Origin of the sequence: Streptomyces telluris, assembly GCF_024519335.1 — a bacterium.
In the GTDB taxonomy this organism is placed as follows: domain Bacteria; phylum Actinomycetota; class Actinomycetes; order Streptomycetales; family Streptomycetaceae; genus Streptomyces; species Streptomyces telluris.
Window position 1 is genome coordinate 82,216 of sequence record NZ_JANIID010000021.1, and the last position, 19,719, is coordinate 101,934.

The following is a 19,719-nucleotide window of genomic DNA, read 5'->3' on the forward strand; positions in this document are numbered from 1 at the left end:
CCCTGAGTAACTCCCCGATGCCGTAAATGTTCCGCCTTGTCACCCATTCGACCTCCGCCCGCCCCGGCCGCTTGCCTTCACGTTGCGTAGTCGACAAGATGCGGTGCGTCATCAACCGTGCGGGCTCGTCGATGGAGCCCGGTCCGCCAGGAAAGGTCGTACGCGTGCATCCGGAGGGCTCAGAGGGTTCGGCGGAGAACGACCGGGCCGTGGCCGTCGTCGGGGCGGCCTGCCGGCTGCCCGGGGGCATCGGCGACCTCGCGGGGTTGTGGGAGGCCCTGGAGCAGGGGCGGGACCTGATCACCCGGGTCCCCGGGGACCGCTTCGAGACGGCCCGCTTCGTGGACGAGTCGGCGCGGCGCCCGGGCAAGAGCTACACGGCGGCGGGCGGCTTCCTGGACGACATCGCGGGCTTCGACGCCGGCTACTTCGGCGTCTCGCCCCGGGAGGCCGCGCAGATGGACCCCCAGCAGCGGATGCTCCTGGAGATGACGGCCGAGGCCCTCGACGACGCCGCGATCGACCCGGCCGCGCTGGCCGGCTCGGACACCGCCGTGTACGTGGGGGTCTCCGACGCCTCCTACGGCGCACAGCAGATGCTGCGGATCGAGGGGGTCGACGCCTACACGATGGCGGGCGGCGCGGCGTCGATCGCGGCGAACCGGATCTCGTACGCCTTCGACCTGCGCGGCCCGAGCATGGCCGTGGACACCGCGTGCTCCTCGGCGCTCGTGGCGCTGGACCGCGCGTGCCGGACGCTGCGCGAGGGCACCAGCCGCACGGCCGTGTCCGCCGGCGTGAACGTGCTGCTCAGCCCGTACCCGTACGTCGGGTTCTCGCAGGCGTCGATGCTCTCGCCGCGCGGCAGGTGCGCGTCGTTCTCCGCCGCGGCCGACGGCTACGTGCGGGCCGAGGGCGGCGGGGTCGTCGTCCTGAAGCTGCTGCGCGACGCGCTGGCCGACGGGGATCGCATTCACGGTGTGATCCTGGCGTCGGCGGCCAACAGCGACGGCCGGACGGCGGGGCTGGCCCTGCCGAACCCCCGTGCGCAGGAAGCCCTGTTGAGGTCGGTCTACGAGCAGGCCGGCGTGGATCCCGACGACGTCGTCTACCTGGAGGCGCACGGCACGGGGACGCCCGCCGGGGATCCGGTCGAGTGCGAGGCCGTCGGCCGGGCGCTGGGGGCGCGCCGCCGCACGGGCGCGCTGCCGATCGGCTCGGTCAAGTCCAACCTGGGCCACCTCGAACCGGCTTCGGGGATGGCCGGGCTGTTCAAGGCGCTCCTGGTGCTCCGGCACGGCCGGATCCCCGCCTCCCTGCACGCCCTGCCCCTCAACCCGGGCATCGACTTCGAGGGCCTGGGGCTCGCCCCCGCCACGGAGGCCCGTCCCGTCGGGGAGGTGCGGGGGCGTCCGGTCGTGGGCGTCAACTCGTTCGGTTTCGGGGGCGCCAACGCCCACGCGGTCGTCGCGGCCGCACCGGCTCCCGCGCGGCACGCCCGGCACGCGGCGGGCGGGCCGCGCACGCTGCCGTTCGTGGTCTCCGCCCGGACGCCCGAGGCCCTCGCGCAGGCCGCGGCGCGGACGGCGGAGCGGCTGGGGCAGGCGGGACCGGAGGAGTTCTACGACCTGGCCCACACAAGCTGCGCCCGGCGCGGCAAGCACCCGTACCGGGCGGCCGTTCTGGCGGACGGGCCGCAGGAGGCGGCGCAGGCCCTGGGGCGGCTGGCCCGCCGCTCCGCGCCGCCCCCGCAGCAGGCTCCGGCGGGCCCGGTTGTCGAGGCCGTCACCGGCGAGGCGGTGCGGCAGGGCCGGATCGCGTTCGCGTTCTCCGGCAACGGCTCGCAGTGGGCGGGCATGGGAGCCGACCTGCTGGCGGCGGAACCCGCCTTCCGGGCGGCCGTGGAGGCCGTGGACGAAGCGCTGGCCCCGCGGCTGGGCTGGTCGGTCGCGCGTGAGCTGGCGGAGCCCTCGCCCGGGCGCCTGGCGGCCACGGAGGTGGCGCAGCCGCTGCTGTTCACGCTGCAGACCGGCGTGGTGGCCGTGCTGCGCGCCTACGGGATCACGCCGTCGGCCGTCCTGGGCCACAGCGTCGGCGAGGTCGCGGCGGCCTACGCGGCCGGGGCGCTGACCCTCGACCAGGCGGCGTGGGTGATCGCCGAACGCAGCCGGGCCCAGGCGGCGGTGGCCGGCTGCGGGCGGATGGCGGCCGTCGGCATGTCCCGGGAGCAGGCCGCGGACCTGCTGACCGGATATCCCGGGCTGGAGATCGCGGGGGTCAACACCCGGCGGGACGTCACGGTCGCCGGTCCCCGCAACCAGCTCTACCGGCTGCTGGGGCACCTGGCCGGGCAGAGCGTGGTCTGTGCCGAACTCGACCTGGACCACGCCTTCCACAGCGCCGCGATGGACCCGCTGCGCGCGCCCCTGCACGAGGCCCTCGCGGGCCTGAGCCCGTCCCCCGCGCGCGTGCCCCTGCTCTCCACGGTCACCGGCGACGTGCTGGAGGGGCCCGAACTGGACGCGGAGTACTGGTGGCGCAACGTCCGCGAACCGGTGCTGTTCGCGGACGCCGTCGAGCAGGCCCTCGGCCGCGGCGCCGACGTCTTCCTGGAGATCGGCCCGCAGCCGGTGCTGCAGAGCTACCTGCGGCGCATCACCGCCGCCCACGACGCGCCCGGGCTGCGGGCGGTCACCCGTACCCTGCGCAAGGGCGACGACGGCGTGCGGGCGATGCGCACGGCGGTGGCCGCCCTGCTCGCGGCCGGCGCCGAGGCCGACTGGAGCGCCCGCTTCCCGCGCCCGGGGCGGGTGGCCTCGCTGCCCGCCTACCCCTGGCAGCGCGAACGGCACTGGAGCGGCGGCCCGGAGTCGTGGGTGCGCAGCAGCGGGGACGGCCGTACGGAGCACCCGCTGCTGGGCGAGCGCATGCCGGCGCCGCTGCCGGTGTGGCACGGGGCGGTCGAGCCGGCCCGGCTGGCGTGGGTGGCCGACCACCGGCTCGGCGGGTCCGTCGTCATGCCCGCGACCGCGTATGTGGAGATGGCCCTGGCGGCGGGCCGCCGGGTGCTGGACACCGCGGTGGAGGCCGACCATCTGGAGTTCGTCCGGCCGCTGTTCGTGCCGTGGGGCGAGCCGGGCAGGGTGCACACGCAGGTGTCGTTCGACCCCGAGGACGGGGTGGTGCTGATCAGCAGCACGGACGACCAGGTCACGGCGCAGCGCAGGCACGCGCGCGGGCGGGTGCGTGCCCGGTGGGGCCGGCCTCCGGCGCCGGTCGACCTGGCCGCCGCCCGGGCCCGGTGCGGACGCCGCGTCAGCGGTGAGGAGCACTACCGGCAGGTCGGCGAGGCCGGTCTCGGCTACGGCCCGTCGTTCCGGGTGCTCGGCGAACTGTGGGCGGGCGAGGGCGAGGTCGTCGCCTTCTACAGCGACCCCGGGCCGCTGGAGGGCCTGGACGTCAGCCCGGCCCTGCTGGACGGGGCGGTGCAGACGGGGGCGCCCCTGCTGGACGAGGAGGTCCTCGCGGGGCACACGTACCTGCCGGCGGCGATGGACGCGGTGCGCGTGTGGCGCAGCCCGGCGCCCAAGGGTGCGGTGCACCTGCGCGAGCGGGGCCGGACGGCGACCGAGGTGTGCTGGGACATCACCGTCACCGACGAGGACGGCTCGGTCGCGGTGGAGCTGAAGGGGTGCCGCATGCGGCGCCTGACCGGGGCGCGGCGGACGCCGGTGACCCGTCAGGAGACGGTGCTGCGCGCCGCTCCGCGTCCCGGCGCCCCGTCGGCGCCCGGGCCCGTGGCGGTCCCGCAGGAGATCGCCGAGCGGGCCGCGGGCCGGATCCTGGCCCTGCGCCGCGACTGGCGCTCGGCCGGATACCCGCGCTTCGCCGCCCGGCTGCAGGAGGCGGCGGCCCACGCCTACGCCGCCGCGCTCGGTGGTCTGCTGCCGGAGGGGGTCGGCTGGTTCACGGTGGGCGATCTGGTCGCGGGCGGGATGCTGCCCGGGCACCGGCAGGCGATGGAGCTGATGCTGACCGCCATGACGCGGTACGGGCTGGCGCGGCAGGACGCGGACGGCCGCTGGCTGCGGGAGGCCGCGCCCGGGTGCGCGATCGGCATGCTGCGGGAGGCGCTGCAGGAGCAGCCGGCGTTCTCCACCGAACTGACCCTGGTCGTGCGCCAGTTCCTCCACCTGGACGGCATTCTGCGGGGTGCTCGCGACCCGCTGGACCTGCTGGGGGTCGAGGGCGCCACGTCGTCCCTCGAACAGCTCTACGACGTGGCGCCGGTGCTGCGCTTCCACAACCGTGTCGCACAGTCCCTGGTGCGGGAGATCGTGGCGGGCCTGCCGGCCGACCGGCCGCTGCGGGTGCTGGAGATCGGCGCGGGCACCGGCGGGACCACCGCGGCCCTGCTGCCCCTGCTGCCGGCCGACCGCACCCGCTACCTCTTCACGGACGTGTCGTCGTCGTTCTTCGCGCGGGCCCGGCAGCGCTTCGCCGCGTACGACTTCGTGGACTACCGCACCTTCGACGTCGACGCCGACCCCGAGGGCCAGGACCTGCCCCGCGGCGGGTTCGACCTGGTGGTCGCGGCCAACTCCCTGCACACGAGCGCCGACCTGGAGGCGGCGGTGCGCCGGGTGGCGTCGCTGACCGCCCCGGGCGGTCTGCTGCTGATGCTGGAGAGCCACGACCCGCTGTTCCTGCTGCCCTTTTTCGGCACGCTGGCGAGCTTCTGGAACCGCACGGACACCGGGCTGCGGCTCCGCTCGCCCCTGCTCGGCCGCGAGGAGTGGGACGAGCTGCTCGCGCGGTGCGGGTTCACCGGCACCGTACGGACCGGGGACGACGCCGAGCCGGCCTGCGAGGACTTCTCCGTCTTCCTGACCGCCCGCGCCGGGGGGCCGGTGCGGCCCGCGCCGCTTCCCGCCGCGGGCATCGGCACCGCCTGGGTCGTGGCGGCCGAGACCCCGGAGGAGGAGGCGCTGGTGGGAACCACGGCGGGCCTGCTGCGGGCGGCCGACGCCGTGGAGGTGCACACCACCGTGGCCGGCGAGGACCCCGGCGCGTGGGCCCCGCTGCTGTCCCGGGAGACGGTGATCGTCCTGGTGCTGGCGCCCGCCGGCGCCGACGACCCGGCCGACGTGGTGGAGCGGGCGACCCGGCGCGGCGCGGTGCTGCGCGCCCTCGCCGTGGCGTGCGGACGGCTGACCGGCAGCGAGATTTCCCTGTGGCTGGTGACGCGGCCCTGCGGGGCCGTCCCGGAGCCCGGATCGCCCGGGCCCGCTCCCGCGGACGCCGCCGCGTGGGGCATGGCGCAGTCCTTCGCCAACGAGAAGGCGTCGCTGACGACGCGCCGGATCTCCCTGGCCCGCAGCGGCGACACGGCGGCGGACGCGGAGCGCCTCGCCCGCGAGCTCCTCGCCCCGCCGGAGGAGACCGAGGTCGTCCTGACGCGCGGCGGCGGCCGGTTCGTCCCCCGCGACCGGGACTTCCCCCGGCCCCTCGTGCCCTCCCCGGCGGTCGACGCGTTCGCCCTGGAGGTCCGCGACCCCGGGCTGTCCTTCCGGCCGGCCTGGGTGGAGACGCAGCGGCCGGTGCCGGGCCCCGGGCAGGTCCTGGTCGCCGTGCGGGCGGCCGCGCTGAACTACCGCGACGTGGTCCTGGCCACCGGCGCCCTGGCCGGCGAGGACACCGCCGACGGGCGCTTCGACGCGGTGTACGGGCTGGAGTGCGCCGGGACGGTCGCGGCCGTCGGCCCGGGCGTCACGGGGATCGCCGTGGGCGAGCGGGTCTTCGCCAGCGGCTCGGACTGCCTGGCCTCGCACATGGTCACCTCCGCGGACGCCGTGGCCCGGATCCCCGACGGGACGGGCTTCGCCGAGGCGGCCACCTTGCCCGCGGTCTTCCTGACCGTCCACTACGGCCTGGGTTGGCAGGCCGGGTTGGCGGCCGGGGAGACCGTGCTCGTACACGGCGGGGCGGGGGGCGTGGGGCTCGCGGCCCTGCAGTACGCGCGGCTGCACGGCGCGCACGTCATCGCCACGGCCGGCAGCGCCGCCAAGCGCGACCTGCTGCGCGCCCTGGGCGTCGAGCACGTCCTGGACTCGCGCAGCCTGGCCTTCGCAGAGCGGGTGCGGGAGCTGACCGGCGGGCGCGGCGTCGACGTCGTCCTCAACTCCCTCGCGGGCGAGGCCGTCTCCCGCAGCCTTGAGCTGCTCCGGCCGGGCGGGCGCTTCGTCGAGCTCGGCAAGCGCGACATCCTGGAGAACAACCGGCTGCTGCTGCGCCCCTTCGAGCGCGACCTGGCGTTCTTCGGCGTCAACCTCCTCGCCCTGCTGGCCGACCCCGGGCGGGCGGCCTCCCTGTTCGCCGAGGTCACCGAGCGCGTCCGGGCGGGCGACTACCGGCCGCTGCCGCACACGGTCTTCCCCGCCGCCCGCGCCGAGGAGGCCTTCCGCCTCCTGCAGCACTCCCGGCACATCGGCAAGGTCGTCGTCTCCTTCGACCCGCTCGACGAACCCGCCCTGGTCGAACCCCGCTCCCGCGCCTCGCACCTCGACCCCGGCGCGACCTACCTCGTCACCGGCGGCCTCGGCGGCTACGGTGCGGCCACCGCGCACTGGCTCGCCGGCCACGGCGCGCGCCACCTGGCCCTCGTCGGACGCAGGGGAGAACGCACCCCCGGATGCGAGACCCTCCTCGCGGACCTGGAGCGGCGCGGGGTGCGCGCCGTGCCCTATGCGGCGGACGTCGCCGACCTGCCCTCCATGCGGCGCGTCGTGGAGGAGGTCGACGCGGGCGGGCACCGGCTGCGCGGCGTGGTGCACTGCGCCATGCACCTGGACGACGCCCCGCTGGAGGAGCTCACCGACGACCGGTTCCGCGCCGTGCTGGCCCCGAAGGCCGGGGGCGCGGCCGTGCTCGACGCGCTCACGCGCGGCCGGGCGGACCTGCAGCTGTTCCTGATGTTCTCCTCCGTCGCCGCACGCGTCGGCCAGGTCACCCAGGCCCCCTACGCCGCGGGCAACCTCTTCCTCGAAGCGCTGGTCCGCAGGCGCCGGCGGGACGGCAGGCCGGGCCTGGCCGTGGGGTGGGGCGCCCTCGGCGGCACCGGCTACGTGGCCCGCAACGGCCTCGCCCGCGCCCTGGAGAGCGGCGGCCTGGAGGCGCTGACCCCGCGCGAGGTGTTCGACGCGGCCGGCGTGCTGCTGAGCGACGGCACGGAGGTCGCGGGCGTCGGCCGGTACAACTGGGCACGGATGCGCGCCTGCCTGCCCTCGCTCGGGGCGCCCCGGTACCGGCAGCTGGTTCCCGAGCCCGACGAGGAGACCGGCCGCACCCACGAGGAGATCGTGCAGGCCCTGTCGGTGCTGAGCCCCGCGGACGCCCTGCAGGCGCTGACCGGCAGCCTCGTACGGATCCTGGCCGACATCCTCCACCTCGACGCCGGCCGCATCGACCCGGCCCGGCGGCTCGAGGACTACGGCGTGGACTCCCTCATGGCCGCCGAGCTCCTCGCCACGCTGCGGCGCCGCTTCGACGTCCAGGTGCCGCCCATGGAGCTGATGCGCAGCGGCGGCACAGTCCTCGACATGGCGCGCATCGTCCAGCTGCGGCTGGGCATGGGGACGGACCGGCCCGCCCCGCAGCCCGCGCCGGGCGCCGAGCCCGCGTCCCGCCCCGGCGTGCCCCCGCAGCCCGGCCCGGCCGCGGACCCGGCGGGCCGGGCGGGTCAGGCCCCGTGCTGACGTCCCTGGCCCGCGCCTGCGCCCGCCACCGCCGCCCCGTCCTCGCCCTGGCCGCGCTCGCCGCCGTGGCCTGCGCGCTGTTCGGGCACGGGGTGGCGGCCCGGCTGGCGAGCGGCGGCTGGACGGCGCCGGGCTCCCCCTCGGCCCGCGCCGAGGCCCTGCTGACGGACCGTTTCCACGCGGGCGCGCCCGACGTCGTGCTGCTCGCCCGCGCACCGGACTCGGTGGACGCGCCCGCGGCGCGCGCGGCGGGCCTGGACCTGGTCGGCCGGCTGTGCCGCGACCCGGGGGTGACCGGCGTCGACTCGTACTGGACCGGCCCGGTCACCCGCGGCTCGTGCCCCGCGGCGGGCAGCGGCGGGGCGCCGGGAGGCGGCGCCGCAGTGGACGACGCCGCGCTGCGCTCGGGCGACGCCCGCACCGCGCTGGTGTCGGTGCGCCTGGACGGGGGCGGGCGGGCCGGGCGGGCGGCCGTCGAGCGGCTCCTGCCCACCGCCACCGCGCCGCAAGGCCCCCTGCGGGTCCGGGCGACCGGGCACGCCGTCCTCGACCGCGCCCTGGAGCGCTACAGCGAGCGCGACCTGCTGCGCACCGAACTGATCGCCCTCCCCGCCACGTTGCTGCTGCTCGTGTTCGTCTTCGGGAGCGTGGCCGCGGCCTGCCTGCCCCTCTCGGTGGGCGCGGTCGCGGTGGCGGGCACCCTGGCGGCGCTGCGCGGCCTGACCGCCGTGACCGAGGTGTCGACGTTCGCGCTGAACCTCACCGGCGCGGTCGGGCTCGCGCTCTCCGTCGACTACAGCCTCTACCTGGTGGCGCGCTACCGCGAGGAGATCGCCTCCGGGAGCCCGCCGGAGGACGCCTTGGCGGGGGCGGTCCGGTCGGCCGGGCGGATCGTCGTCGTCTCGGCGGCGGCCGTCGCCCTGTGCCTGCTCGGCCTCCTGGCGTTCCCGCTGTACTTCCTGCGGTCGATGGCCTACGCCGGGGTCAGCGTGGTGCTGCTCTCGGCGCTCGCCGCCCTGGTGCTCGTCCCCGCGGCGCTGGCCTGCTTCCCCCGGGCGATCGGCCGGGGCGACCTGTTCGCGCGCCGGCGCAGGGCGCCGGGCCGCGCCGGAGCCGGGTGGCGGCGGCTGGCCCTGCGCGTGATGCGACGCCCGCTGCTCGTCACGGCGCTCGCCACCGGGGCGCTGCTCGTCCTCGCGCTCCCCTTCCGCCAGGTGGTCTTCGGCTTCAGCGACGACCGGGTCCTGCCCCGCGACGCCCCGGAGGTGCAGGCCACCCAGGCCCTGCGGGACGGCTTCCCCCAGCTGCGCAACCCCGTCGAGGTGGCCCTCCCCGGGTGGCGGCCCGATGCCACGGGCCGCGTCGCGGAGCTCGACGCGTACGCGAGAGGGCTGTCGGCCCTCCCCGGCGTCCTCGGCGTGCGGACCGCGACCGGCTCGTACGTGCTCGGCCACGAGGCCCCCCTGGCCTGCCCGGCAGAGGCCTCGCCCGCGCGCGGCACGCTTCCGGGCTGCCCGGCCCTGCGGCACTTCACCTCCCCGGCGGGCACCTGGCTGGCCGTCAGCGGCGAGGCGGACCCGTACGCCCCCGCGTCCACCGCCCTCGTCGCCCGGCTGCAGGAGGCCCGGGCACCGGCACCGCCGCTCGTCGGCGGTCCCACGGCCCAGTTCCGGGACGCCCGGAACACCCTCGCGCAGCGGCTGCCGTGGGCGCTGGGAGCGATGGCCGTGGCCACGTTCGTGCTCCTCCTGGCCTTCACCCGGAGCCTGTTCCTGCCCCTGAAGGCACTCGCGCTCAACCTGCTCAGCCTGACCGCGACCTTCGGCGCGATGGTGTTCATCTTCCAGCAGGGTCATATGAAGTGGCTGGTGGGTGAGTTCACGGCCACGGGCACGGTCAGCGTCGTCATGCCCGTCGTCGCCTTCTGCCTGGCCTTCGGGCTGTCCCTGGACTACGAGATCCTGCTGCTGGCCCGCATCGGCGAGGCCCACGCCCGCACCGGCGACACCGTGCGGGCGACGGCCGCCGGACTCCAGGCGGCGGCGCCGCTGTTCACCGCGTCCGCCGCGCTCGTCCTGACGGTGCTGCTCGCCCTGGCGACGGCCGAGGTCGCGCTCATGAAGCTCCTCGCCGTCACGACGGCCCTGTCGGTCGTCCTCGACGCCGTGGTCATCCGCCCGCTCCTGGTGCCCGCCGTGATGCGGCTGGCAGGCCGCGCCAACTGGTGGCTGCCGGCGCCGCCCCGGCGCCGCGCGCGCACCGTCCTGCCGCAGCCGCAGCCGTCGCCCGATGCGGTCGATGCCTCCCGCCCGGGGTAGCGGCAGCAGCCGTTCCGACGGCAAGGTGGGAGTGCACCAGGAACACGGAAGTGGGAGGGGATGTCCGGTGAGCGGACTCAACAAGGGGGCGGGCGGCCTCAGCAAAGGGCTCGGCAAGGTCCAGGTGTCGCTGAGATGGGACCCGAGCCCGATGGGCCTGCCCGACAACGACCTGGACCTCATCGCGGCCACGTACACCGCGGAGGAGCCGTACGGCAAGCCCGCCTATCTCGTGCACTTCGACAGCCGGTCGCCCGACGGCACCATCCTCCTCAACCGCGACAGCCGCACCGGCATGGGGCTGGGCTCGGACGAGGTCATGACGCTGGAGCTCGACCGGCTGTCGCCCACGTACGCGCGGGTCGTCGTCGGGGTGGCCATACAGCAGGGCGGCGGGCGCAAGACCTTCGGGGACGTGGCCAACACCGGCGTCCGCGTCACGGAGGGGTACACCGAGCTGGCCGCGGACGACTTCGCGGCGGTCGCCGGGGCCACGGCGGCGACGGTCGTGGAGTTCGTGCGCACCGGGCAGGGCGCGTGGGAGTACCGCCCGGTGGTCCGCGGGTTCGACGCCGACCCGGCGGCCTTCGCCACGGTGATGGGCAGCGCCTGAGCCGGCGGGGAGGGCCGCACGGCACGCTCACCCGCGCGCCCGGGCGGCGCTCCTCCGCACCCGGCCCCTCCTCCTCCCGCCCGGTCGGCGCGTGCGGTCGCATGCCGCCGATCGGCTGCTCCGTCCCGTGCCGAGGACTGGAAGCCGTCCGCAGCGGACACGATCTTCCAGACCCGAGGATCAGAGGAGCGAGGACCGAGGAACCGCATGACGCACCCCAGGACGCCCGGCCGCTCCCCTGCCACGGTGGCGCTGGCGACGGTCCTGTTCTGCTCCGTCCCCTTCCTCGCCGGCGCGGACGACCGCGGCCCGCGGACGTGCGTCGCCTCGTGGTACGGCGCGCCGGAGGAGATGCTCGACGGATGGCCCACCGCCAGTGGCGAGCCGTTCGACCCGGAGGCGATGACCGCCGCCAGCCGGGACCTGCCCTTCGGCACCCGCGTACGGGTCACCAACGCCGCGACCGGTGACGAGGTCATGGTCAGGATCAACGACCGGGGCCCGAGGGACACGAGCCGCTGCATCGACCTGTCGCGGGCCGCGTTCGAGGAGATCGCCGACACCGACCAGGGCCTGGTCCGGGTGAGCCTCGAAACCCTCGGCGGCGTCGCCTGAGCGCGACGGAGGCGGGTGAGGCGGGTGAGCATGAGTACGCGTACTCATGCCGCCACCGCGATCCGGGAGAAAACTGAGGTCATGGCACCTCTTCCCGTGGCACCCCCTGCCGTGGTCCCGCACCGGTCCCGGGCCGGCAGAAGCACCGGCGTCCCCTGGTACGCGGATCTGCTGCTCGCCCTCGCCCTCCTGGCGATGGAAGTCGTCGCGGCCGTCGGATGCCTGTACGTCGTGGGCATCAAAGGCTGGGCGTACAACGCCGATTACGGCGGGCAGCGCGACGCGCCCCCGCCCCCGGACACCACCGGGCAGCTGATGACATGCGCCGCCGTCCTCGCCGGGTTCGCCTTGGTCGCGGCCGTCGGCCTGGCCTTCGCCCGGGCCTTCATCACCGTCGTCGTCCAAGGGCTGGTGGCCGCGTGCCTCGGCCTGGCCCTGCTCGCCCTCCCGGTCGTCGACAACGGCAGGACCGACAGCGGCGCCCGGCCGGCTCAGGCCCCGGCAGCGGTGCCGTAGCGCGACGGCCGCGACCGCTCCGGACCACGGGCGATGCACCGTCATTCGTACGGTAGTATTCATTTCGCGCCGCTAGCTCAGTTGGTCAGAGCGGCTGACTCTTAATCAGCAGGTCCGGGGTTCGAGTCCCTGGTGGCGCACTTGAGAGGGAAAGGCCCCCGCCGGAAGGCGGGGGCCTTTCCCGTGCGGACGCGTGACGTCCGCACGTCAGCTCGTCTGCGCCTGTTCGTACAGGGCCTTGGCGTCGTCGCCGAAGTACGGGCCGAACATCGTGTTCGGCAGGAACGTGTACCCGAAGCTGTTCACCGACGCCTGCAGGCCGGTGCCGGTCGCCTCGTCGAACGACGCGAACCACGGCCCGCCGCTGGAGCCGCCGGTCATGTTGCAGCTCAGCCCGTGGTCCTTGGTGAGGAGGAAGTCCTTGGTGGAGTTCCCGCTGCAGTGGATGAGCTTCTTGCCGTCGTACGGGGACGCCGCGGGGTAGCCGAAGGCGTACATGGGCTTGTTGTAGGCGCCGTTGAACTGCAGGCCCTGCGCTCCGACAGTGTCCGCGAGCCGCTTGCCGCCCAGCGGGGCCACGACGGCGGCGCCGATGTCGTAGTTCATGTCCTCACTGGCCGTCCACTGCGGCGTGGCCAGCGTCTTGGTCGCCGCCCAGGTGCCGTAAGGCGTCTTCCCGTCGTCGTAGCCGGGGGCGAAGGTCCAGTTGGTGTGCCAGTTGCCCTGGTACTTCACGCAGTGCCCGGCCGTGATCACGGTGCTGCCGTTGCGGCTGGTGACGGCGTCGGCCGAACAGGAGGCGTTGCGGCCCTGCATGGTGAAGAACACCCGGCCCGACGTCTTGGCCACCGCGCCGCCACCGGTCCACGGACCTCCCGGCTGCGGGAAGGAGGCGAGGGACCCGGCCGCGGGGGCGGTGGCGGCGACCGTGAGCGTCTCACCCCGGGCCACCGGCGCCGAGAGCGTGCCGGGTACGACGGAGGGCGGGTCGAGCGGGACGGCCGTGCGCATCCGTTCGGGCGTCCAGTAGTCGGCGACGGCCTGCAGGGCGTCCGGCGAGGCCGCGGCGGTGTGCACGGCCGGGGCCGGGGCTCCGCCCTGAGCGGGGTCGGCCGTCGCGGCCTGTGCGCCTGCGGCGACCAGGGCGCAGGCGGCCAGCAGCACACCTGCGGTCGTACGGCGGGATCGTCTCACGCGTACTCCTTCTGCGGTGCGGATACGGCACGTGCACGTACCGGGAGTGCGTGGTGCGCGGTGCGAGAGGCAGAGTCCCACGCAGCCCCATTGATTGACAGGGGCGCGTCAAAAGGTGAGTGTCCTCACTCCGAAGTGGTCAGTCAAAAGGCCCACCTTCGAGTGGATTAAGGGCGTTCGGCCGCAACTCGCCCACGCCATACGGCATCGTGCAGGCGCTCACCATCGGAACCGGACCGTCGACACCCGCAACCAAGGGGAATCACGTTGCCCGCCGAGACCACCGAGGTACATGAGGAATTACGCTTCCGCTCCCCGACCCTGACCGCCTTCGAGAAGAGCCCGCTCACCGCCCGTGCGATGAGCCGGCGCCTTCCCCAGCTCGTCCGCAAGGCGCTGAACCTGGCCTGGCGCGTGGACAGACGAGCCGTCCTGACGCTCCTGGTCTGCCAGGTGCTGTCCGGCGCGTTCGAGGCCTTCGGCCTGCTGGCCACCAGCAGCACGATCACCGCGCTGATCACCTCCGGTCACATCGAGGACCGGCTCATGGACGCGCTGCCCTCGCTCGCCCTCCTCGCCGGGGCGGCCGGGACGCGGGCCCTGCTCGCCATCGCCGTCGCCAACATCTCCAGCCGGCTGGCCCCCCGGATCTCCCGCGAGGCCGAGCTCCAGATGCTCGACGCGGCGATCAACGCCGAACTCGCCGCCTACGACCACCCCGGCTTCAACGACAAGCGCGAAGCCGCCGACCGCGGCGCGGACGTCGCCCAGGACCTGCTCACCGAATCCCAGGACCTCATGGCCTGCCTGGCGTCGCTGATCGCGGCGGCCGGCGTGGTGACGCTCCTGCACCCGGTCCTGCTGCCGCTGCTCCTGCTGGCCACCCTCCCGCAGGGCATCGCGAGCGTGAAGGGGGCGCGGGTCCACTACCAGACCTCCCGCGCCCTGAGCGGCGACCGCCGCGTGCTCAACCACCTGCGCTGGCACGTCACCGACAAGCTCTTCGCCGACCAGCTGCGCTCGGGCACCATGGCCGAGTTCCTCCTCGGCCGCTACCGCTCGATCAGCAACCGCATCCACACCACCACCGACAAGGCGGTCCACCGGGGCGCGCGGTACGCGCTCGCGGGCGCCGTGGCCGGCGGTCTCGCCTCCGGCCTGGTGTGGGCCGCGCTCGCCCTCCTGCTGGGCACCGGGCACATGTCGCTCGCCTCGGCCGGCACGGCGGTCTTCGCCCTGCGGTCGGTCGGCTCGTCCCTGCGCGGCATGGTCTCCTACGGCGCCCGCCTCTTCCGCACCGGCCTCTACCTCGACGACTGGGCCGAGTTCATCGACGAGGCCGGCGGGCACCGCATGCAGCGCGGCACCCGGATCCCCGCGGCCCCCGCGGCCGTCCGCGCCGAGTCCCTCACCTTCCGCTACCCCGGCTCCGACCGCCCCTCCCTGCACGAGGTCAGCCTGGAGGTGCGGCGCGGCGAGGTCCTGGCCCTGGTCGGGGAGAACGGTTCGGGCAAGACCACCCTCAGCAAACTCCTGACCGGCCTGTACCTGCCCACCGAGGGCAGGGTCACCTGGGACGGCGTCGACTCCGGTGAATTCGACCCGCAGGCCATGTGGCGGCAGACCGCCGTCGTCCCGCAGGACTACGCCCACTGGCCCCTGTCCGTCCGCGACAACATCACCCTCGGACAGGCGCACGACGGGGACGGCGTCGTCCTCCAGGCGGCCGCGCACGCGGGCGCCGACGAAGTCGTCAAGGAGCTCCGCAGCGGGCTCGACACCCTCCTGGCCCGCGAGTGGTACGGCGGGGTGGAGCTCTCCGGCGGCCAGTGGCAGCGCATCGCCATCGCGCGGGCCTTCTACCGCCCGGCGGGCCTGCTCGTCATGGACGAGCCCACCAGCGCCCTGGACGCCCGGGCGGAGCACCGCATCTTCGCCGGACTGCGCAAGATCGCCGAGGAGCGGGCCGTCGTCCTCGTCACCCACCGCCTGGCCAACGTCGCGGTCGCCGACCGCATCGTCGTCCTCGACCACGGCCGGGTCATCCAGCTGGGCACCTTCGCCGAACTCGTCGAAGCCCCCGGCCTCTTCCGGGAACTGTGGTCCCTGCAGAACGACCGGGGGCTCCCCACGACGCCGGAGGAGGTGAGCGGCGCCGTGCGCTGACCGCGCCATCGCCCGGATCCGACACCGCCGACCCCCACTGAAGGAGGGCTGTCATGACGAAGCGTCCGCGTTCACCGAGGACGGTCCGTACGGCACGAGCCGTACTGGCCGCGTTCCTGACGGCCGCCGCGATGGCGGGGGCCGCACCGGCACCCGCTCCGGCGGGCGCCACCGTCCACGTCCGGCCCGCCGCGCGCGGCGGCGGGCACGAGCGCACCCAGGCCGCCCTGGACGCCGCCGTCAAGGCGGGCGTCCCCGGCGCCCTGGCGCGGGTCCGCGACGCGCACGGCACCTGGAACGGCTCCGCCGGCGTCGCCGACCTGCACACCAAGCGGCCGAGGCTCGCCGTGGACCGCTTCCGCGCCGGGAGCATCGGCAAGCCCTTCACCGCCACCGTCCTCCTGCAGCTGGAGGCCGAGCACCGGCTCACTCTGGACGACACCGTCGAGAAGTGGCTGCCCGGCTTGGTGCGGGGGAACGGGAACGACGGCAGCAGGATCACCCTGCGCCACCTCCTCCAGCAAACCAGCGGGCTCTTCGACTACACCACGGACCCGGAAGTCCTGAGGAACCTCACCACCACCGCGTTCCTCGAGCACCGCTACGACCGCTGGACACCCCGGCGGATCGTGCGGACCGCGACGGCCCACGCGCCGAACTTCGCGCCGGGCACCCGCTACGCGTACACCCCCACTGGATACGTCCTCGCCGCCCTCGTCGTGGAGAAGGCGACCGGACGTTCCTACGAGGAGGAGGTGGAGCGCCGGATCATCGCACCGCTCGGCCTGCACTCCACCCGCCTGCCGCGCCACGAGCGCACGGTCCCGGCCCCCGCCGGACGCAGCTACAGCTGGTTCACCGACGAACCGGACCGCAGGATGCACGACGTCACCGACTTCGACCCCTCCCTGATCCGGGCCACCGGCGACCTGATCAGCACCGGCGCCGACCTCGACCGCTTCCTCACCGCCCTGCTGCAGGGCAGACTGCTGCCGCCTGCGCAGCAGCGGGAGCTGAGGACGACCGTCCCCACCGGCGACGGCTCGGGCGCGGCGTACGGCCTGGGGCTGTTCCGGTACACCCTCTGCGGGACGGAAGTGTGGGGGCACACCGGCCTGTTCGTCGGGACGCAGAGCATCGCCTTCGTCTCGGCGGACACCCGGCACAGCCTCGTCCTCAACTTCAACACCGACACCGTGAGCGACACGGACGCGGCGGGGGACGTCTTCCAGGCGGAGTTCTGCCCCGCGTCGCAGTAGGTCCGGGCGCCCGTCACGCCCCGGTCGGCACGCCCGCGTTGGTGAGGACCTCGCGTGCCGGCAGGGCCGTGGACCGGGCGGCGGTCAGCCCCGAGGCCGCGAGGTGGGCGTCCACGATCCGCAGGCCGACGCCGTACCCGGCGAAGTCCGGCAGCCCCACGGGCTCCTGGCCCATGCGCCGCGCGGCGGCGTCGCCCAGCACGTACGCGGCCAGGTTCTGCATCCCGGCCACGTCGATGTCGTCAGTGATCCTTGCGTAGGCACTGTCCAGCCCGGCGCCGGTCAGCGCCTTCGACCACGGGCCCATGGCCTGCTCGCCGGCCAGCTCGCGCACGAACGCCTCGGCGAGCCCCTCGGCGACGACGTGCTCCCCCACCGTGACGGTCATCGGGTTCCAGGTGACGTTCGCGTAGCGCACGTTGTGGTGGAACTCGTGCGCGGCGCCGTAGCCGATCTTCTCCAGGCTCGTGTCGGTGGGCCACATGATCAGCTCGATGGCCCCGGGGATCCCGCCCACACCGAAGTAGCCGGCGCTGCGCCCCATGAGCTGATCGTCGTCGGGATTGCCGAGCACCACGACGACGTGCACGGTCCCGGCGTGCTCGATGCCGGGGACCGCACCGCTGATCCGCTCCCACGCCGCGGCGAGCGTGTCCTCGATGCGCCGCCACACTCCCGCGTCCTGCATCTGCCGCACGGCGGGCACATAGCGCGGGTCGTCGCGATCGAGCCGGAAGCCACTGCTGTGGCGGTGCATCTCGACCAGGTCCACATCGCCCATCACGGGGGCCATCACGCCCTGGAGCGGGCTGAGCATCTCCCGCAGGGCGCCGGGCCGCTCTTCCAGCGGTCGCTGAAGCAGATCGAGCATGGCGGAGGCGGTGTCATGAACAACAATCTTCATGACTCGGGACCGTAGGTCCTCCCGTTACGTGAGGATCAAGGCGCCGAGCACATCGCGTACGCGGGGCCGGAGGAACCGGGCGCAGCCGCGCCCGCTAGGTCACGGGCTCGATGCGGGTGATGTGCCAGGACGAGTCGAAGCGCACGGTGACTTGTCTCCCGATGTTCTGGCGGCATCGGCTCAGGACCGCGTCCGAAGCCACGCGGTAGGGCTCGCGATAGGACTTGGGCTCAAGGCGGATGACGCACGTGTCCAAGCCGCTGGTCTTGATGATCTCCGCGCGGCCCGACGAGCCTTCCCCTGTCCCGGAGATCATCTCGCATCCCGCTGCCAGTATGAGCAGCAGGAGGTTTACGCCCAGGCAGCCGCTCAGACACGAGACCGGTCTGAAGCAGCCGCCTCCTCGTCGCTCGTCCTCGTAGGCCGACCGGATGTCGGGTATGCCTTCGTATCCGGGCACGGGACCCCTCGGGTTGACGCTGCCGCGCCGGTCGATGACGCTCCCGGATCAACGATCGGATGATCCGAGGGAAACGTTCGAACCCGTCCGCGGAGCCGGTCCTCACCCGCTCCGCCCCTTGCGCAGGAAGCGCCGCAGCTTCTGCAGCGGCCATGTGTTGATGACGTCGTCCTTCGTCAGCCATCCCCGCTGCGCCGTGCCCACGCCGAAGCGCATGTACGGCAGGTGGGTCACGGAGTGGGCGTCCGTGTTCACGGCGAACTTCACGCCGTAGCGCCTGGCGCGCAGGATGTCCTCGTCGCAGAGGTCGAGCCGTTCGGGGTGGGCGTTGATTTCCAGGGCGGTGTTCGTGCGGGCACAGGCTTCGAAGACCGCGTCGAAGTCGGCGTCGATGCCGCGCCGTTTGCCGATGAGCCGTGTCGTGGGGTGTCCGATGATGCTGACGTGCGGGTTCTCGCAGGCGCGCAGCAGGCGGCGGGTGAGTTCGTCGCGGGTCTGGTTGAAGTGCGAGTGCACCGAGGCGACGCACAGGTCGAAGCCCGCGAGGAAGTCGTCCGGCCAGTCCACTTCGCCGTCGGGGCCGATGTTGAGCTCGGTGCCGTGCAGCAGGTGCATCCTGCGGTGTTTCCCGTCGAGCTCACGGACCCGCTTGCGCTGCGCGAGGATCTTGGCGTCCGTCATGCGCTGCATGAAGAGGTTCGGGGCGTGGTCGGTCACCGCGTAGTACGCGTAGCCGCGCTCGGCCGCCGCGGTCACCATGTCCTGCAGCGTCGCCACGCCGTCCGTGAGGTCGGTGTGGGTGTGGAGGTCTCCGCGGATGTCGCCTTCCTGGATGAGCTCGGGCAGTTCGTCGCGCAGGCCGGCGGCGATCTCGCCGCGGTCCTCGCGGAGGGCCGGGGGGATCCAGGGCAGGCCGAGCCGGGCGTAGACCTCCTCCTCGGTCTCCGAGACGATCTTCTTGCCGCTCTTGGCGTGGAAGAGGCCGTACTCGGACAGCTTGTACTTGTGGCGGACCGCGATCTCGCGCACGCGGATGTTGTGCGCCTTGGAACCGGTGAAGTACAGCAGTCCCGCTCCCCAGGCGTCCGCCGGCAGGACGCGCAGGTCGACCTGGAGGCCCTTCGTCGTACGGATGGAGGTCTTCTTCTCGCCGTGCGCGATGACCTCGGCGGTGATCGGCAGCTCGGTGATCGCCTCCATGAGCGGGCCCGACCGGGCGGCCGCGACGAGGATGTCGACGTCCCCGATGGTCTCGCGCATCCGCCGCAGCGACCCCGCGTACGTGCACCGCTCGCATCCGTCGACTCCGGAGAGGTCGGCGACGATCTGTTCGGCGACGTCCATGGCGGCGTTCAGCAGGATGCGGTCGCCCGCCTGCTGCATCAGGGCGATGCCGTGGAGGATGTTCTCCTCGGTCTTGGCGCCGAAGCCTTTGAGGTCGCGGAGCTTCTCGTCGTGGATGGCGTCGAGGAGCTCGTCGACGGAGGAGATGTGGAGTTCCTCGTAGAGGAGCAGGGCCTTCTTCGGGCCGAGCATGGGGATGGTGATCAGCTCGCGCACTCCGGCCGGGATGACCGCCCTGGCCTCCTCGACCATGGCGAGCCGGCCGGTCCGCAGGTATTCGAGGACCTTCTCGGCGATCGACTTGCCGACGTTGGGGATGTCGAGCAGCCCCTTGAGGTCGAGGCGGGAGACATCGGCGTGGTGGCCGCCGATCGCGCGGGCGGCCTTCTCGTAGGCGCGCGCCTTGTAGGCGTCCCCGCCGGTGATGGTGACGAGGTCGGCGTACTCCTGCAGCAGCGCCTCGACCTCTTCGTTCGGCCGGGCCATGGCTCTGCTGTTCCCCGCCCTTGGACATACGACACATCTGCGACGCGTTTCCGCCCCAAAAGCCACTTTTTCTACAATGGAGCGCGGGGC

At 74.0% G+C, this 19,719-nt stretch carries 11 protein-coding genes and 1 tRNA gene; 8 read left to right on the forward strand and 4 right to left on the reverse strand.

What is annotated here, in order from left to right:
- Positions 1-164 precede the first annotated feature (164 nt).
- From NQU55_RS22215 to NQU55_RS22240, 6 genes are all read left to right on the forward strand, one after another.
- The gene (locus NQU55_RS22215; protein ID WP_256791000.1) at positions 165-7,754 is read left to right on the forward strand and encodes a type I polyketide synthase; all 7,590 of its coding nucleotides are present in this window, start codon (positions 165-167) and stop codon (positions 7,752-7,754) included.
- On the forward strand, positions 7,748-10,072 hold the full coding sequence (locus tag NQU55_RS22220) for an MMPL family transporter (protein ID WP_168094162.1): 2,325 nt from the start codon (positions 7,748-7,750) through the stop codon (positions 10,070-10,072). The genes NQU55_RS22215 and NQU55_RS22220 overlap by 7 nt, the downstream gene beginning before the upstream one ends.
- Before the next feature lie 67 nt (positions 10,073-10,139).
- Positions 10,140-10,685: a TerD family protein gene (locus tag NQU55_RS22225; protein WP_256791001.1), complete on the forward strand. Its 546-nt coding sequence runs from the start codon at positions 10,140-10,142 to the stop codon at positions 10,683-10,685.
- A 207-nt stretch (positions 10,686-10,892) separates the two neighbouring features.
- A complete protein-coding gene (locus tag NQU55_RS22230) occupies positions 10,893-11,300 on the forward strand; it encodes a septal ring lytic transglycosylase RlpA family protein (RefSeq protein WP_168094160.1) in 408 nt (135 codons plus the stop codon).
- Positions 11,301-11,381: 81 nt separating this feature from the next.
- Positions 11,382-11,816 carry a DUF6234 family protein gene (locus NQU55_RS22235; RefSeq protein WP_168094159.1) on the forward strand — a complete coding sequence of 145 codons (435 nt, stop codon included), beginning with the start codon at positions 11,382-11,384 and terminating at the stop codon, positions 11,814-11,816.
- 66 nt (positions 11,817-11,882) lie between these two features.
- Positions 11,883-11,956 (forward strand) — tRNA-Lys (locus NQU55_RS22240).
- 67 nt (positions 11,957-12,023) lie between these two features.
- Here the strand turns inward: NQU55_RS22240 and NQU55_RS22245 are convergent.
- A complete protein-coding gene (locus tag NQU55_RS22245; protein ID WP_168094158.1) occupies positions 12,024-13,010 on the reverse strand; it encodes a trypsin-like serine peptidase in 987 nt (328 codons plus the stop codon).
- A 267-nt stretch (positions 13,011-13,277) separates the two neighbouring features.
- Here NQU55_RS22245 and NQU55_RS22250 point away from each other — a divergent pair, with 267 nt between their 5' ends.
- Positions 13,278-15,176, forward strand: a complete 1,899-nt coding sequence (locus tag NQU55_RS22250) for an ABC transporter ATP-binding protein (protein ID WP_372504767.1) — start codon at positions 13,278-13,280, stop codon at positions 15,174-15,176.
- Positions 15,177-15,229: 53 nt separating this feature from the next.
- The gene (locus NQU55_RS22255; RefSeq protein WP_168094157.1) at positions 15,230-16,435 is read left to right on the forward strand and encodes a serine hydrolase domain-containing protein; all 1,206 of its coding nucleotides are present in this window, start codon (positions 15,230-15,232) and stop codon (positions 16,433-16,435) included.
- Between the two features lie 13 nt (positions 16,436-16,448).
- On the opposite strand, the gene NQU55_RS22260 is transcribed toward NQU55_RS22255, so the two are convergent.
- From NQU55_RS22260 to polX, 3 genes are all read right to left on the reverse strand, one after another.
- Positions 16,449-17,339 carry a DUF2268 domain-containing putative Zn-dependent protease gene (locus tag NQU55_RS22260; protein ID WP_168094156.1) on the reverse strand — a complete coding sequence of 297 codons (891 nt, stop codon included), beginning with the start codon at positions 17,337-17,339 and terminating at the stop codon, positions 16,449-16,451.
- A gap of 94 nt (positions 17,340-17,433) precedes the next feature.
- Positions 17,434-17,799: a hypothetical protein gene (locus NQU55_RS22265; protein WP_256791002.1), complete on the reverse strand. Its 366-nt coding sequence runs from the start codon at positions 17,797-17,799 to the stop codon at positions 17,434-17,436.
- A 102-nt stretch (positions 17,800-17,901) separates the two neighbouring features.
- Positions 17,902-19,629 carry a DNA polymerase/3'-5' exonuclease PolX gene (polX, locus tag NQU55_RS22270; RefSeq protein ID WP_256791004.1) on the reverse strand — a complete coding sequence of 576 codons (1,728 nt, stop codon included), beginning with the start codon at positions 19,627-19,629 and terminating at the stop codon, positions 17,902-17,904.
- Between the last annotated feature and the right edge of the window lie 90 nt (positions 19,630-19,719).

Coding starts and splice junctions, on each gene's coding strand:
- NQU55_RS22260 (WP_168094156.1), bottom strand. CDS start 17,339: ATGAAGATTGTTGTTCATGACACCGCCTCCGCCATGCTCGATCTGCTT.
- polX (WP_256791004.1), bottom strand. CDS start 19,629: ATGGCCCGGCCGAACGAAGAGGTCGAGGCGCTGCTGCAGGAGTACGCC.
- NQU55_RS22235 (WP_168094159.1), top strand. CDS start 11,382: ATGGCACCTCTTCCCGTGGCACCCCCTGCCGTGGTCCCGCACCGGTCC.
- NQU55_RS22255 (WP_168094157.1), top strand. CDS start 15,230: ATGACGAAGCGTCCGCGTTCACCGAGGACGGTCCGTACGGCACGAGCC.
- NQU55_RS22230 (WP_168094160.1), top strand. CDS start 10,893: ATGACGCACCCCAGGACGCCCGGCCGCTCCCCTGCCACGGTGGCGCTG.